The organism is Pseudomonas bijieensis (assembly GCF_013347965.1).
GTDB classification, from domain to species: Bacteria; Pseudomonadota; Gammaproteobacteria; order Pseudomonadales; family Pseudomonadaceae; genus Aquipseudomonas; species Aquipseudomonas bijieensis.
The window spans coordinates 2,787,951-2,801,636 of record NZ_CP048810.1 but is presented as its reverse complement, the minus strand read 5'-3'; the positions used below and the strand labels follow the sequence as shown (position 1 = coordinate 2,801,636).

Below are 13,686 nucleotides of genomic sequence, written 5' to 3'. Positions count from 1 at the left end.
TATCGGATTTTTGGCGGACAGGATCAGGTGACAGGAGGGAAAAATGTGGCGAGGGGATTTATCCCCGCTGGACTGCGAAGCAGTCCCAAATCAGCCAACTCAATTTGCCTGAAAGATCGAGTTGCTTGGTTTCAGGGCTGCTTCGCAGCCCAGCGGGGCGGTGCGACGTTTCGCTAAATCCCCTCGCCACAGTGGAGAGTCTATTTGCCCGGCACCAGGGTCAACCGCGTCTTGCCATAGGCCCGATCGAAGTTCTGCGGTTGCAAGGGCAGGTTCTGATACTGCCCCTTGATCCACGGATCGATGCCATTGGCATAGTTCGGGCTGACCGGGTTGCCGGACTGGCCGGTGCCGTCCTGGATCATCAGCGGTTCAGGTTGGCCGAAGTCAACGATAAAACGCATGGCCGGTGCCAGGGTGGTATTGAAATCCTGCCCCACGGCGTACGCCGCGGTGTTGAGCGTGGTGGCGTCGCCACCGGCCGGCAGCGGTCCGCGCACGATCTGGCCGTTACTGTTCTTCCACTCGTAGCGATGCAACTTGCCCCACTGCCAAGCCTTGTGGTCACCGCCCAACTGGCTGTCACCGGCGCTGATGGTCGCGGCGAGGCTGCGGGCCAGGATGACGGCCTTGTCTTCCTTCTGCGGTGTCCGCACGTCGTCCCAGAACGGGCTGTCCTCGCGAGCCAGCAGATGATCGGCCTGGGCCGAGTAGGACAATTGGCCATTGGCGATCAGCGCTTTCCACGCCGGGCTGCTGTCCGGGCCCAGTTCGTCGAGGAAGGTCTGCTTCATGCTTTCCTGCAGGAACAGCTCATAGATCGCCGCATCGGCGGAGGTCGGGCTGAGCCGGCCATCGAATGCCATCAAGCGGGTATAGGCTTCGCGGGCCTTGGCCCGGTCAGCCACCGGCAGGGCTTCGATCGCCTGTTTGAGCGGTTGGGACATGCCCGGGGCTTCGAAGACCTTCTTGAGTTTGGCGGCGAAGGTCGTGGTCTGGTCGTATTGCATGGCGGTCAGGCTGCGGGAGTCGTGCTTGCCCGCGCTGGCCAGTTCGGCCAGGCGCTCGCCACGCTCCGGTGCGGCCCAGGAGTTGGACAACTGCATGCCGTAGCCGTGGGGAATGACCCGCTGGTTGGCGGTGCCGAGCCAGCCTTGGGCCGGATCCTGGTCGTACGGGTGCAGCATCGGGTCGGCGTAACCGTCCCAATCGTAGCGACCATCCCAGCCTGGGGACGGTAACAGGCCTTCGCCTTCGCGGCGGTTGGGGTAGCGACCGGTGACTTGCCAGCCGATGTTGCTGGCGTCGGCGAATACCATATTCACGGCCATGGCGCGGATTTCCCGGCTGGCATCGGAGGCTTTCTCGACGTTTTGTGCCCGGGACAGGTCGAAGAAGGCATCCAGGGTCTTGTCGTCGCCCAGGCTCGGCATCTGCAACGCCAGGCCAAAGCCGTTGGCCATGGCCGGGCCCTGGGCGCTGTTGAGCAGCGGGCCGTGGCGGGTCTCGAACACCGCTTCACGAATCGGCCGCTGGCCTTTGATGAAATAGGTTTCGTTGCGCACGATTGCCGGTTGCCATTTACCGTTGGCCTCGTAGGACAAGCCGTTGCCCTGGCGACGGATTTTTTCCAGGAACAGGTCCTGGTTATCGCCCAGCACGCTGGTCATGCTCCAGGCCACTTTGCCGTTGAAACCGGCCAGGATCATCGGAATGCCCGCCACGGAAACCCCGGCCGCCTGGTACTTGGGCGCCCGGATCTGTACGGGGCTCCACAGTCCTGGCATGCCCAGCGGGCCATGGCTGTCGCTGGCCAACAGGCTCTTGCCGCTGCGGCTGCGTTGCGGCGCGATGGCCCAGTTACTCGAAGAGGCAGCACTCAAAAGGTTCAGCCCGGCCAACTGGCTGGTGGCCTTGCTGATCTCGTTCAGGCCCGGAATCTGGCCGTTGAGCCGCACGCCCTGAAGCTTGTCGGCTTCGGCCTGGGGCAGTTGTTCATCTGGATAGGACGGGCTCAGCCAGGCGAGTTTGTCGTTGGTGACCGTCTGGGCCAGCACCAGGCTAGCGATTTCTTCCGGCAGGTTGGCCGATTGGCTGAAATTCAGCAGGCAGAACATCAGCGCCGAGTCTTCCGGTTTCCAGTACTCGGGTTTGTAACCGGTGGCGGCCAAGTCCGCCGGCAACTTGTCGCGGTAGCGGAACAGGTAGGCGTTGACGCCGCGGGCATAGACTTCGAAGAAGCGCTTGAGCCGTGGCGAAGACGCCTTGTACAGCTCATCGGCGTTTTTCTTCAGGTTGACGGCACGCATGTAGCGGTCGACGTCCAGCCGTTCGGTGCCGGACATCTCTGCCAACCGCCCCTGGGCCAGCAGACGCAGGGTCACCATCTGGGTGATGCGGTCACTGGCATGGACGTAGCCGAGGGTGAACAGGGCGTCATGAAAACTGTTGCTTTCGATCAGCGGCATGCCCGTGGCATTGCGGCGGACCGAGACGTTCTGCGCCAGCCCCTTGAGCGGCTGCACGCCGGAAGTGGGCGGGACAGTGTCCTGGGCATTCCAGGTCTGGCATCCGCTCAAACCGAGCACACTGGCCACCGCGGCGGCAACGCCGAGCCGGGGGATGAAGGAAATAGAGGCTGGCGAGGCCATGGCAAAGCTCCTGCGGGAGGGGGTGGCGGCAATAAAGGCGCTACGTTAGTGAGCAGGAGGGGGCCGCGCAAGCGGGGGCGAGGGTTATTTGTTGATTTGGCGACAAAACCCAGGGCTCGGGTAAGCTCTTTCGCTCGAGGGCTTACCTGTCAGGAAGAGGTGATGCCCAAGTGTGGAAATTCAATGACTGAGCAAGAGGAAATCGGCATGGAGCTACAGATCAACGCAGCGCTGATCCTCATCGATCAACAAAAAGGCATTCTTCACCCCAGGCTCGGCCCTCGCAACAACCCCGAGGCAGAACTGCGGATGCTGGAGCTTCTGGCTTTCTGGCGGCACACGGTTCGACCGGTGATTCATGTCCACCACTTGTCCCGCTCGCCGGATTCGGTGTTCTGGCCGGGACAGTCGGGCGTGGAGGTCCAGCCACGGTTCGAGCCGATGGCCGGGGAGTGGTTGATTCAAAAACAGGTGCCGGATGCGTTCAGTGGCACGCCCCTGGAAGAAGACCTGCGCAGGGCAGGCATCGGGCAACTGGTGATCGTCGGCGTGGCGACGCACAACTCGGTGGAGTCCACGGCGCGTACGGCCGGTAATCTGGGGTTCGACACGTGGGTGGTCGAGGATGCCTGCTTTACCTTCGACAAGACCGACTATTTCGGCAATGCCCGTTCGGCTGGCGAGGTGCACGCCATGTCCCTGGGCAACTTGCATGGCGAGTATGCGACGGTGGTCAGTGTGAAGCGGGTTCTTGAGGCAGTCTGATAGACAGGCATTGAAAGTGCCGGCCTCATCGCGAGCAGGCTCGCTCCCACACTGGATTCTGCACTGATCATGGAATATCGCTTCACCGCAATGCCCTTGTGGGAGCGGGCTTGCTCGCGAAGAGGGTGTGTCAGGTTAATCAATGCCAACTGACCCGCCGCATTCGCGAGCAAGCCCGCTCCCACAGAAGTCGGTGGTGAGCCCCGGCCTTACGAGCGTCGCAGACCCCCTGTGGGAGCGAGCCTGCTCGCGATAGCGATTCAACAGGCGAAGATTATCTGCGCCCGAACCTTCAAGCCCCGTGGCACTTCTTGAATTTCTTGCCATTACCGCATGGGCAAGGGTCGTTGCGGCCGACATCCTTCAGGGCGTTGCGTACCGGTTCCTGGTGGGCGTGGCCGCAGTTCGGGCCGTGGACGTGGCCGTGGTCATGATCGTGATGATGGTCGTGATCGTGGTTGCAATCAGGGCCGTGGACATGGGGTTGCTGGGTCATCGGGGTTACTCCGCAATAAAATCGGCGGCGATTATCACGCCATTGCGCTCAAGGTGCACGTAGTGGGCGATGAATAATCCGGTTTCCAGCTCACCTTCCAGACGATAGGGGATCTGTTCCCGGGGTTTCTCCAGCAACTTCACCACATCCCGCACCTGCGGCCACAGGTTGGTGCGGATCGGCACCTTGAAGTAGGCACTGTGTCTGGGGCGTACGGTGAACCAGTGTTCATGCTCACCTTCGGTCAGCAACAGGTCGCCCAGGTGGATGCGATACGTCAGGCCGCGAACGGTCAGGTCGCTGTCGCCCGGGTTGTCGACGCGAAAGTGCAGCATGAACTTCTGTTCCAGCAGCCGGGCCCGCACCACCTCGACCTTGACCAGATGCACTTGTGGCTCAGGGGCTTCTTCACCCCACCAGGACGCGCAGCCGCCGAGCCCGACGAATAGCAGCAGGCAGGTGATGCGCAGCAAGAGTGATGGTGGGGTCATGTCCGTGCCTCTGGTTTATCCCCAGTCTAGCCCTATGGGCCGATGGACGAGCGTCGGACGTTTCCGAAAAGTCAGCGATTGAAGTAGCCGGCGCAGCACTTCTTGAATTTGTGCCCGCTGCCGCACGGGCAGTTGTCGTTGCGGCCAGTCTTGACTGGCACGGTCGGGTCGATGAAGTACCAGCGCCCGTTGTTCTGTACGAACGAAGATTGTTCACGGTGGCTGTGCTCCCCCTGGCCGTCGTGCCAGCGCGCCGTGAACGTGACAAAGGCGTGCTCCGGTTGCCCGCCGAACACTTCGCTGCTTTCCACCTCCAGTCCCAACCAGGTGCTGTTGGCGCTCCACTCGCTGATCGACTGGCGATCGAGCCCTTGCTGCTGGGCGGGCAGGGTGGTGGCGACCAGATAATCCACCAGGCCCAGCACGTAGGCGCTGTAGCGCGAGCGCATCAAGGCTTCGGCGCAAGGCGCCGGGTGACCGTCGTGGTAATGGCCGCAGCAGGCGTCCAGTGTGTTGCCACTGCCGCAGGGGCAAATGGGTGTGTGCGGGCTTGTGTTCACGGCTACCACCAATATTTTCCAAAGTTTTCCGGGTTGGCCCAAAAGCGCGAGTTGAGCCAGTCGGGGACTTGCTTGTATTCAAGCAGATCATAGGTAAACAGGGTCAGCACCTGCTCTTCGCGCTGGAATCGCTCGCTGGCTTGCAGGGCCAGGGAAAAAAAGTCCGTCTCTTGCCAGCCGCAGGCGTTGAGGTCTGCCAGCACGGCGATACGGCTGGCGTTGAGATTGCGGATGCCGCCCAACAGGTTCAGACCGTCGCGCTTGGGCAAATGCTCCAGGCAATCGAGCGCCAGGGCCAGGTCAAAACGCCGCGCCGCCACGTCCGCCGGCAGCGCGCCTGGGCCGGCATGGACCACTTCGGTGTCGGGGTGGGCCTGCTGGAACGCTTCGAGTGCGGGAAAGCCACTGGCACCGATCAACAGCAGTTTTTGCGGGGCATAACGGTCAAGCACGGCCGCCAGGGCTTGCTGGGGCGTACGCGAAGAAATGGCAACGGTCATCGAAGTTCCTCAGTCAGAAGCGTCACGATAGCCTGCCCGGACATCCTGGCCTAGAGCGGTTTGTCCCTGAATGGGCGCAAACGTCGCAAACACGGGGCGAAAACCCGCGATTGCTCAGGCTGGCGCAGATCCGCAGACGGGTCTTTACTCCCCTGAATCGGCGCAGAGCCGATCCCTCAAGGAGAAAACCCAATGAGCATAGTTCGGACAGCGTTACCCCTGGTTCTGCTAACCAGTGTGTTGACTGGTTGCGCAGGTTTGCAGAAAACCGACTGGCCGATCTGTGCGGCCACTGGTGGTGTTGTCGGCGCGGGACTGGGCGCCATCGAAAGCAGTTCCTGGATCGGCCCGGGAGCGCTGGTGGCCGGCACCGTTGCGGCGGGCTGGTGCTGGGCCCATGGCGACGGCGACGAAGACGGCGATGGCGTGCCGGACAGCCGCGACAAGTGCCCGGGTACACCGAAGGGCGTGCAGGTCGATGCCGACGGTTGCCCACCGCCCGCTCCAGCGCCGGTGGTTGAAGAACCCGCAGTGGTCAAGGAAGAAACCATCGTGATCCGCGATGTGCACTTTGAATTCAACAAAGCCACGTTGACCCCGGGCGACAAAGAGGTCCTGAGCACAGTCGCCACCCGGTTGAAACAGGAAACGTCCACCGCGCAATTGCGCGTCACCGGCCATACCGACAGCGTCGGCAGCGATGCCTATAACCAACGCCTGTCAGAGAAACGGGCCAATTCGGTGGTGAACTACCTGGTCGATCAAGGCGTGCCTCGCGCCAGTTTCGTCTCGGTGAGTGGTGCCGGGGAAAGCCAGCCAGTGGCCGACAACAAGACCGCCGACGGACGCGCCCAGAACCGTCGCACGGAAATCCGGATAAATCGCTAAAACCCTTGCCATCCGCGGCTTGTAGAGTGGCGGATGACAGTCTTTACTCCTGTGTGACCGGTATGGGCCGGTGACACAGGAGCCTTCACCATGAACGTTCTTATCAAGGCCGTCTTACCGGTGCTGCTGGCCAGCAGCGTGTTGTCCGGTTGTGCCACGCACAGCGATGGCAGCGCCCCCCTCAATCAACGCACCTGGCCGATCTGTAGCCTGATCGGCGGCTTGGTCGGTGGCGGATTGGGGGCCATCGAAAGCAGCGGCTGGGCCGCCGGTGGCGCCGCGTTGGGGCTGCTGGGCGGTGGTTTGATCTGCTACGCCCAAGATGGCGATGAAGACAACGACGGGGTGTTCGACCGCCGCGACCGTTGCCCCGATACGCCGGCCAATACTCCCGTCGAGCATCACGGCTGCCCGCTGCCGCAATACCCGGCCAGCGCCCCGCCGGTCGAGCCTGAAGCACCGGCCACCGAAGTCATCACCCTTAACGATGCCGGCAAGGTGCTGTTCGATTTCGACAAATCCGATCTCACCGCAGAAGCCCGAAGCCAACTCGATGGGCTGATGGGCAAACTCAGCCATGCCAATGTCGCCAGCATCCGGGTGGTGGGGCACACCGACAGTGTCGGCACTGATGCCTATAACCAGGGGGCTGTCCGAACGTCGGGCCAGCAGCGTCGTCGAGTATTTGCTGACCCAGGGGCTGGCTCCCGACAAACTCACCAGTGAAGGCAAGGGCGAAAGCGAGCCGGTGGCTGACAATGAAACCGACGAAGGGCGGGCACAGAACCGTCGGGTCGAGCTGCATATCCAGCGTTGAGCCCTGAGCCAGAGCCGTCGGATCGCGAGGAGGGCGGTTCGGCGGTCGCTGGTCGGCGGTAAATTAAATTTGCCTTGCCCTCTGGCTTATCCTGCGCGCAAGCCGTTACTGTGCGGCCAAAGAATAATACTCATCGGGGGGGCATATGAAGGTGTTTTTGGGGGCTGGGGCGTTTACTGACCCTACTGTTCTGGCTGGTGGTGCTGGTCAACCTGATTGTGCCGTTCGTCCATCCGTTGCATCTGCTGGTCAATTTCGCCGCAGCGTTTTTACTGGCGCTCCATCTATTGGAACTGCTGGTGTTCAGGGCCAGTTTTCGTGGCCGTCCCGCGCCTGGCCGCGATCGCCTCAGAGTGCTGCTGTTCGGCATCTTCCATCTGCAAACCCTCCCGACCGCGCCAGAGGCTTCCCATGCGTAAATTGTGTCTGCTCGCCGCACTCGTATGCCCATGGGCTTCGGCCCAAGTGGTCCAGGTCGAAAGCCATTCGTTGATGCGTCTGCCCAACACCACCAGTACCCTGACCCTGGAGCGGCTGGACGTGGCCGACTACGGCACGCTGCTGGTGCCTTCCAATGTCACGGAACTGACCATCGACCAATTGCACCTGGGACGTGAAGCACGGATCGCCATCGTGCCGGCGCAGCAGGTATTGGAAATGAAAGTGGCCCAGGCTGAGTTGGCCGAGGGCAGCCAGATCACTTCACGCGGCGCACCGGGTACCTACACCAAGGCGGCGCGGCCGGGGCGGGATCTGAACCTGCGCTTCAATGCCTTGAATGCGCCGCTGTTGTCGGTGGATGCCCGTGGTGGCACCGGTGCGCCGGGTTTCGTCGGCCTGGACGGCGCCAATGGCCAGGCGCCAGGTTGCACCTGGGGGTCGGCCGGTCGCGGGGCCGACGGCAGCAACGGCAGCGATGGCCAGCCCGGTGCGGCCGGTGCACTGGTACGCCTTGAGCTGCCCCGGGCCTATCCTGCCGAGCAGATCAAGGTGACGGTGGACGGCGGCGCCGGTGGCGCGGCTGGGCACGGCGGCAAACCCGGTGTCGGTGGCAAGGCCAAGGGTTGTCTGGTCTATACCGCTGACGGCGGCAAGAGCGGCCGTCCGGGTGCCGATGGCCAGCCGGGGCCTGCCGGCGCGGCGGGGGCGGTGACGGTGCAGCGGTTCTGAAGAAAATCTGATCCCGACTTGTGGGAGCGAGCCTGCTCGCGATGGCATTGGGTCAGTCGATCAAGTATTGCCTGATGTGCCGCCATCGCGAGCAAGCTCGCTCCCACAGGGTTAGGTGCAATATTTTCAGAACATCGGCCGCGCCGCGCCAATCGCCACCACCAGCAGCCCGATCAGCAAATTGATCCCCACCAGTTTGCGAATTCTCCCCAGCACCGCCGCACCCGTCGGCCAATCCTGCGCAGTCACAGCGTTACGCAACGAAGGCAGTTGCAGGCCCTGGATGCGGATAAACAGCGCCGCCATCACCACATACAGGCCCATCATGATCTGCACATAACGCGGCGCGGTTTCGAAGCCGGCGAAGCGCACGTGGATCAGGCCTACACCGCTGATCGGCAAAAGCACCACCGCCACCCAGACCCAGACGAAAAAACGTTGAAACACTTCTACCCACAATTTGAGCCGGGCAGGGCCCTCAAGTGCCGTCATTGCGGCGGGGCGCAGGATCATCCAGGCGAAGAACATGCCGCCGACCCAAACCAGGGCCGCCAGCAAATGCAGGGTGTAGACAAGGGCAAAGGGTGTCATTGGGTTACTCCGTTCTGCGCAGGATTCATTAGCGGGGTATGATAGCCGCCGATCCGAACCACTGAAAATTTATCCAGCGTTTTTAGCGCCCGACCATTCATGATCAGCACCGAACTCAAAACCACGATCCAGGGCGCCTATTCGCGTTTTCTCGAAGCCAAGAGCCTCAAGCCGCGATATGGCCAGCGCCTGATGATTGCCGAAGTGGCAAAAGTCCTGGGTGACATCGACACCGATGACGAAGGCCGGCGCAGTGGCGAGCCCGCCGTCGTGGCGGTGGAGGCCGGCACCGGTACCGGCAAGACCGTGGCCTATAGCCTTGCGGCGATCCCCACCGCCAAGGCCGCCGGCAAGCGCCTGGTGATTGCCACCGCGACCGTCGCCCTGCAGGAGCAGATCGTCTACAAGGACCTGCCCGACCTGATGCGCAATAGCGGCCTGAACTTCACGTTCGCGCTGGCCAAGGGCCGTGGGCGCTACATGTGCCTGTCCAAGCTCGACATGCTGCTCCAGGAAGGCCAGGCGCAGACCGCCACGGCCCAGCTGTTCGAAGAAGAAGGCTTCAAGATCGAAGTCGATGAGGCCAGCCAGAAGCTGTTTACCAGCATGATCGAGAAACTGGCCGGCAATAAGTGGGACGGCGACCGCGACAGCTGGTCCACGGCCCTGGAAGACGCCGACTGGTCGCGCCTGACCACTGACCATAGCCAATGCACCAACCGCCATTGCCCGAACTTCGGCCAGTGCGCCTTCTACAAGGCCCGCGAAGGCATGGGCAAGGTCGACGTCATCGTCACCAACCACGACATGGTCCTGGCCGACCTGGCCCTGGGCGGTGGCGCGGTGCTGCCGGACCCGCGCGACACGATCTACGTATTCGACGAAGGCCATCACCTGCCGGACAAGGCCATCGGCCATTTCGCCCATTACACCCGGCTACGCTCCACCGCCGACTGGCTGGAAACCACCGCCAAGAACCTCACCAAACTGCTGGCCCAGCATCCATTGCCGGGTGACCTGGGCAAGTTCATCGAGCAAGTGCCGGAGCTGGCGCGGGAAATCAAGACGAACCAGCAGTTCATGTTCACCGCCTGCGAGCAAGTGGCCGACTTCAAGCCCGGCGAAGACGTCGAGGGCCGCGAGCGGCCACGCCATCGCTTCGTCGGCGGGGTGATTCCTGAACACATGCGCGAAATGGGCATCGAGCTCAAGAAAGGCTTCGCCCGCCTGACCGATCTGTTCACCCGCCTGACCGACCTGCTCAAGGAAGGCATGGATGGCGAGGTCAACATCGGCATCGCCAGCAACCAGGCCGAGGAATGGTACCCGCTATTTGGCAGCCTGTTGTCCCGCTCCCAGGGCAACTGGGAACTGTGGACGGCCTTCACCGCCGAAGACCCGGAGGACAACCCGCCGATGGCGCGGTGGCTGACCCTGGCCGAGAGCGGTTCGCTGTTCGACATCGAGGTCAATGCCAGCCCGATCCTGGCGGCGGAAATGCTGCGTCGCAATCTGTGGAACGTGGCCTACGGCGCGTTGGTGACATCCGCCACGCTGACCGCCCTGGGCACGTTCGACCGTTTCCGCATGCGCGCCGGCCTGCCGAAGAAAGCCGTGACCGCGGTGGTTCCGAGCCCCTTCCATCACGCCGATGCCGGCGTGTTGCGGGTGCCAGACCTCAAGGCCGACCCACGGGATGCCGCCGCCCACACTGCGGCGATCATTCGTGACTTGCCGGAATTGGTGGAAGGCTCGCGGGGCACCCTGGTGTTGTTTTCCTCGCGTAAACAGATGCAGGACGTGTTCGATGGGCTTGACCGTGACTGGCGCAAACAGGTGTTCATCCAGGGCAACCTGTCGAAGCAGGAAACCCTGAACAAGCACAAGGCGCGGGTCGACGGCGGGGACTCCAGCGTGCTCTTCGGCCTGGCGAGTTTTGCCGAAGGCGTGGATTTGCCCGGTGCCTATTGCGAGCACGTGGTGATCGCCAAGATCCCGTTCTCCGTCCCTGACGATCCGGTGGAAGCCGCGCTGGCCGAGTGGATCGAAGCCCGTGGCGGCAACCCGTTCATGGAAATCTCCGTGCCGGACGCATCGCTGAAACTGGTCCAGGCCTGTGGCCGCTTGCTGCGTACCGAAGAGGACCGCGGCACCATCACCTTGCTTGACCGCAGGCTGGTAACCCAGCGCTACGGCAAGGCGATCCTCAATGCGCTGCCACCGTTTCGGCGGGAGATTTCCTAGATTCTGGTGATTTGCTTGACGGGGGCTGTGTCAGTCCGGTCAGCCGTCTTGCGGCGGTTCCCAAAAGCCTGAATGGCTGAAACAATGCCAGCACTTTAAAAAGTGTTTGTTTCAAAGGAGTTGCGGGTGCAGATTCAAGGCCATTATGAACTTCAGTTCGAGGCGGTGCGTGAAGCCTTCGCGGCGCTGTTCGATGATCCCCAGGAGCGTGGCGCCGCGTTGTGCATTCAAGTGGGTGGCCGGACTGTCGTCGATCTGTGGGCCGGTACCGCCGATAAGGATGGCAGCGAAGCCTGGCACAGCGACACCATCGCCAATCTGTTTTCCTGCACCAAGACATTTACCGCCGTCACTGCCTTGCAACTGGTAGCCGAAGGCAAGCTGCAACTGGATGCCCCGGTTGCCCGCTATTGGCCGGAATTTGCCGCCGCCGGCAAGCAATCTATCACCCTGCGCCAGTTGCTCTGCCATCAGGCTGGACTACCAGCTCTGCATGAATTGCTGCCGCCCGAGGCGCTTTATGATTGGCAAGCCATGGTCGATGCCCTGGCCGCTGAAACGCCGTGGTGGACGCCGGGCGAAGGCCATGGCTACGCGGCGATCACTTATGGCTGGCTGGTCGGCGAGCTGCTGCGCCGGGCCGATGGGCGTGGCCCGGGGGACTCCATCGTGGCCCGCGTTGCCAAGCCATTGGGCCTGGATTTCCATGTCGGCCTGGCCGATGAGGAGTTTCATCGCGTGGCCCACATTGCCCGTGGCAAAGGCAACGTGGGGGATGCAGCGGCCCAGCGCCTGTTGCAGGTGACGATGCGCGAGCCCACGGCCATGACCACCCGGGCCTTCACCAACCCGCCGTCGATCATGACCAGCACCAACAAGCCGGAGTGGCGACGCATGCAGCAACCGGCGGCCAACGGTCACGGCAATGCCCGCAGCCTGGCCGGGTTCTACGCCGGTCTGTTGGACGGCAGCCTGCTGGAAGGCGAAATGCTCGACGAACTGACTCGCCAGCACAGCCTCGGCGAGGACAAGACACTGTTGACCCGGACCCGTTTCGGCCTGGGTTGCATGCTCGATCAACCGGATGTACCGAACGCGACCTACGGCCTCGGCCCACGGGCATTCGGCCATCCGGGGGCGGGAGGCTCCATCGGGTTTGCCGATCCGGAACAGGATGTTGCCTTTGGTTTCGTGACCAACACACTCGGGCCTTATGTGCTGATGGATCCGCGCGCGCAGAACCTGGCGAGGGTGTTAGCCACTTGTCTGTAAAACGCCATTGAAGGCAGCGGACACCGGAACCTCGTGTCCTTTTCAGTTTCCAAGCGTCTGTTTATGCGGCCCGAACATGGCCTTTTGTTTTTTCATTTAGATCATTTTGTGGATATCCAATGTCATCGAATAAAACCCTCGCTCTGGCGCTGTGCTTCGCTATCACCGGTTGCGCACAAACCCCACAAAATGATGCCGAGGCCGGCAGTAGCTGGTGGCCGTTCGGCTCTTCCGACAAGGTGGTAGCCAAGGAAACGACACCCGCGGCGCCCCTGAAACCGGCCGCCGTCGCTCCGCAAGCCAAGGCCGAGAGCGCTACGCACTGGTGGTGGCCGTTCTCTTCCGATGACGCTGCTGACGTCGCGAAGAAAGATGACGTCAAGCCTCAAGACAAGCCTGAAGCCAAGGCGCCGGCCGTTGCCAAGGCCGAAGCCGAAAGCAACGGCAAGTGGTGGTGGCCGTTCGGCGGCAAGGACCAGGAAACCGCCAAGGCGGTGCCGATGCCCGATCCGAAAGTCACCCAGGCCTGGCTCGACGACTACGAACCGAAGCTGCGCACAGCCATCAAGGACAGCAAGCTCGAACTCGAACGTCGCGACAACGTGTTGGTGGTCACCGCGCCCGTGGACGGCTCCTTCAACCCAGACCGTCCGGCCATGCTGCTGCCCGTGACCCTCGGCCCGTTCACACGCGTGGCGAAGATCCTTGAAGCCGACCCGAAGACCGCCGTGCTGATCCTCGGCCACGCCGATACTTCGGGCGCCGCGCCTGCGAACTTGAAGCTCAGCCAGGAGCGTGCCCAGTCCGTGGCGGCGATTTTCCGTCTCAGCGGCCTGCAACGTGATCGCCTGATGCTGCGTGGCATGGGCGCAGTGGCACCTCGTGCGGCCAACGACAGCGTGGAAGGCCGTGCCTTGAACCGTCGCGTGGAACTGCTGGTCACGCCGGCCAACACCATGGTTGCGCTGCTGAGCAAGTACAACATGCCGGCCCCTGCGCCGGTGACGCTGGTGGCGGCCCAGGACGTGAAGCCCGCAGCCGCGGCCCCAGCGCCTGCGGCTAAAAAAGCCGTGACCTCAACGGCCAAGAAGGCTCCGGCCAAAAAAGCCGCGGCCAAGGCTCCGGCGAAGAAAGCGCCAGCCAAGGCCACTACTGCGGCGAAGAAACCCCAACCGGCCAAAGCCGCCACCGATACCAAGAAAGTCGCGGCCGCCGATACTCCCAAGCAGTGATGGGCTAAC

The 13,686-nt window shown here is 62.6% G+C and carries 13 protein-coding genes and 1 pseudogene; 8 read left to right on the top strand and 6 right to left on the bottom strand.

All coding sequences use genetic code 11. The features are described 5' to 3' along the window. Positions 1–200: 200 nt before the first annotated feature. The gene (locus tag GN234_RS12170) at positions 201–2,651 is read right to left on the bottom strand and encodes a penicillin acylase family protein (protein WP_176688530.1); all 2,451 of its coding nucleotides are present in this window, start codon (positions 2,649–2,651) and stop codon (positions 201–203) included. 207 nt (positions 2,652–2,858) lie between these two features. Here GN234_RS12170 and GN234_RS12165 point away from each other — a divergent pair, with 207 nt between their 5' ends. After that, the gene (locus tag GN234_RS12165) at positions 2,859–3,416 is read left to right on the top strand and encodes a cysteine hydrolase family protein (RefSeq protein ID WP_109755797.1); all 558 of its coding nucleotides are present in this window, start codon (positions 2,859–2,861) and stop codon (positions 3,414–3,416) included. Positions 3,417–3,708: 292 nt separating this feature from the next. Here the strand turns inward: GN234_RS12165 and GN234_RS12160 are convergent, their stop codons facing one another. From GN234_RS12160 to GN234_RS12145, 4 genes are all read right to left on the bottom strand, one after another. After that, the gene (locus GN234_RS12160; protein WP_003198420.1) at positions 3,709–3,912 is read right to left on the bottom strand and encodes an SEC-C metal-binding domain-containing protein; all 204 of its coding nucleotides are present in this window, start codon (positions 3,910–3,912) and stop codon (positions 3,709–3,711) included. Between the two features lie 5 nt (positions 3,913–3,917). Continuing rightward, positions 3,918–4,403, bottom strand: a complete 486-nt coding sequence (locus GN234_RS12155) for an LEA/WHy family protein (protein ID WP_109755698.1) — start codon at positions 4,401–4,403, stop codon at positions 3,918–3,920. A 71-nt stretch (positions 4,404–4,474) separates the two neighbouring features. Then, entirely contained in the window at positions 4,475–4,963 is a 489-nt protein-coding gene (locus GN234_RS12150) for a YchJ family protein (RefSeq protein WP_162893798.1), read from the bottom strand. 2 nt (positions 4,964–4,965) lie between these two features. After that, positions 4,966–5,463, bottom strand: coding sequence for a DUF6231 family protein (locus GN234_RS12145; RefSeq protein ID WP_109755699.1), 498 nt, complete (start codon positions 5,461–5,463; stop codon positions 4,966–4,968). 192 nt (positions 5,464–5,655) lie between these two features. Here GN234_RS12145 and GN234_RS12140 point away from each other — a divergent pair, with 192 nt between their 5' ends. From GN234_RS12140 to GN234_RS12125, 4 genes and pseudogenes are all read left to right on the top strand, one after another. Beyond that, complete coding sequence (locus tag GN234_RS12140; protein WP_109755700.1) at positions 5,656–6,351, top strand: OmpA family protein; 696 nt, start codon at positions 5,656–5,658, stop codon at positions 6,349–6,351. A gap of 90 nt (positions 6,352–6,441) precedes the next feature. Beyond that, positions 6,442–7,168: pseudogene (locus tag GN234_RS12135) on the top strand (OmpA family protein). 194 nt (positions 7,169–7,362) lie between these two features. After that, complete coding sequence (locus GN234_RS12130; protein WP_233459549.1) at positions 7,363–7,587, top strand: DUF1145 domain-containing protein; 225 nt, start codon at positions 7,363–7,365, stop codon at positions 7,585–7,587. Further along, positions 7,580–8,338 carry a collagen-like protein gene (locus tag GN234_RS12125; protein ID WP_176688529.1) on the top strand — a complete coding sequence of 253 codons (759 nt, stop codon included), beginning with the start codon at positions 7,580–7,582 and terminating at the stop codon, positions 8,336–8,338. Before GN234_RS12130 ends, GN234_RS12125 begins: the two co-directional genes overlap by 8 nt. 126 nt (positions 8,339–8,464) lie before the next feature. On the opposite strand, the gene GN234_RS12120 is transcribed toward GN234_RS12125, so the two are convergent. Further along, positions 8,465–8,929: a CopD family protein gene (locus GN234_RS12120; protein ID WP_109755704.1), complete on the bottom strand. Its 465-nt coding sequence runs from the start codon at positions 8,927–8,929 to the stop codon at positions 8,465–8,467. Between the two features lie 99 nt (positions 8,930–9,028). Here GN234_RS12120 and dinG point away from each other — a divergent pair, with 99 nt between their 5' ends. The 3 genes from dinG to GN234_RS12105 all read left to right on the top strand — a co-directional run bounded on the left by dinG (position 9,029) and on the right by GN234_RS12105 (position 13,677). Beyond that, positions 9,029–11,173 carry an ATP-dependent DNA helicase DinG gene (dinG, locus tag GN234_RS12115; protein WP_092329194.1) on the top strand — a complete coding sequence of 715 codons (2,145 nt, stop codon included), beginning with the start codon at positions 9,029–9,031 and terminating at the stop codon, positions 11,171–11,173. A gap of 126 nt (positions 11,174–11,299) precedes the next feature. After that, positions 11,300–12,445, top strand: a complete 1,146-nt coding sequence (locus tag GN234_RS12110; protein WP_163855102.1) for a serine hydrolase domain-containing protein — start codon at positions 11,300–11,302, stop codon at positions 12,443–12,445. Positions 12,446–12,564: 119 nt separating this feature from the next. After that, on the top strand, positions 12,565–13,677 hold the full coding sequence (locus GN234_RS12105) for an OmpA family protein (protein ID WP_176688528.1): 1,113 nt from the start codon (positions 12,565–12,567) through the stop codon (positions 13,675–13,677). Positions 13,678–13,686: the final 9 nt, after the last annotated feature.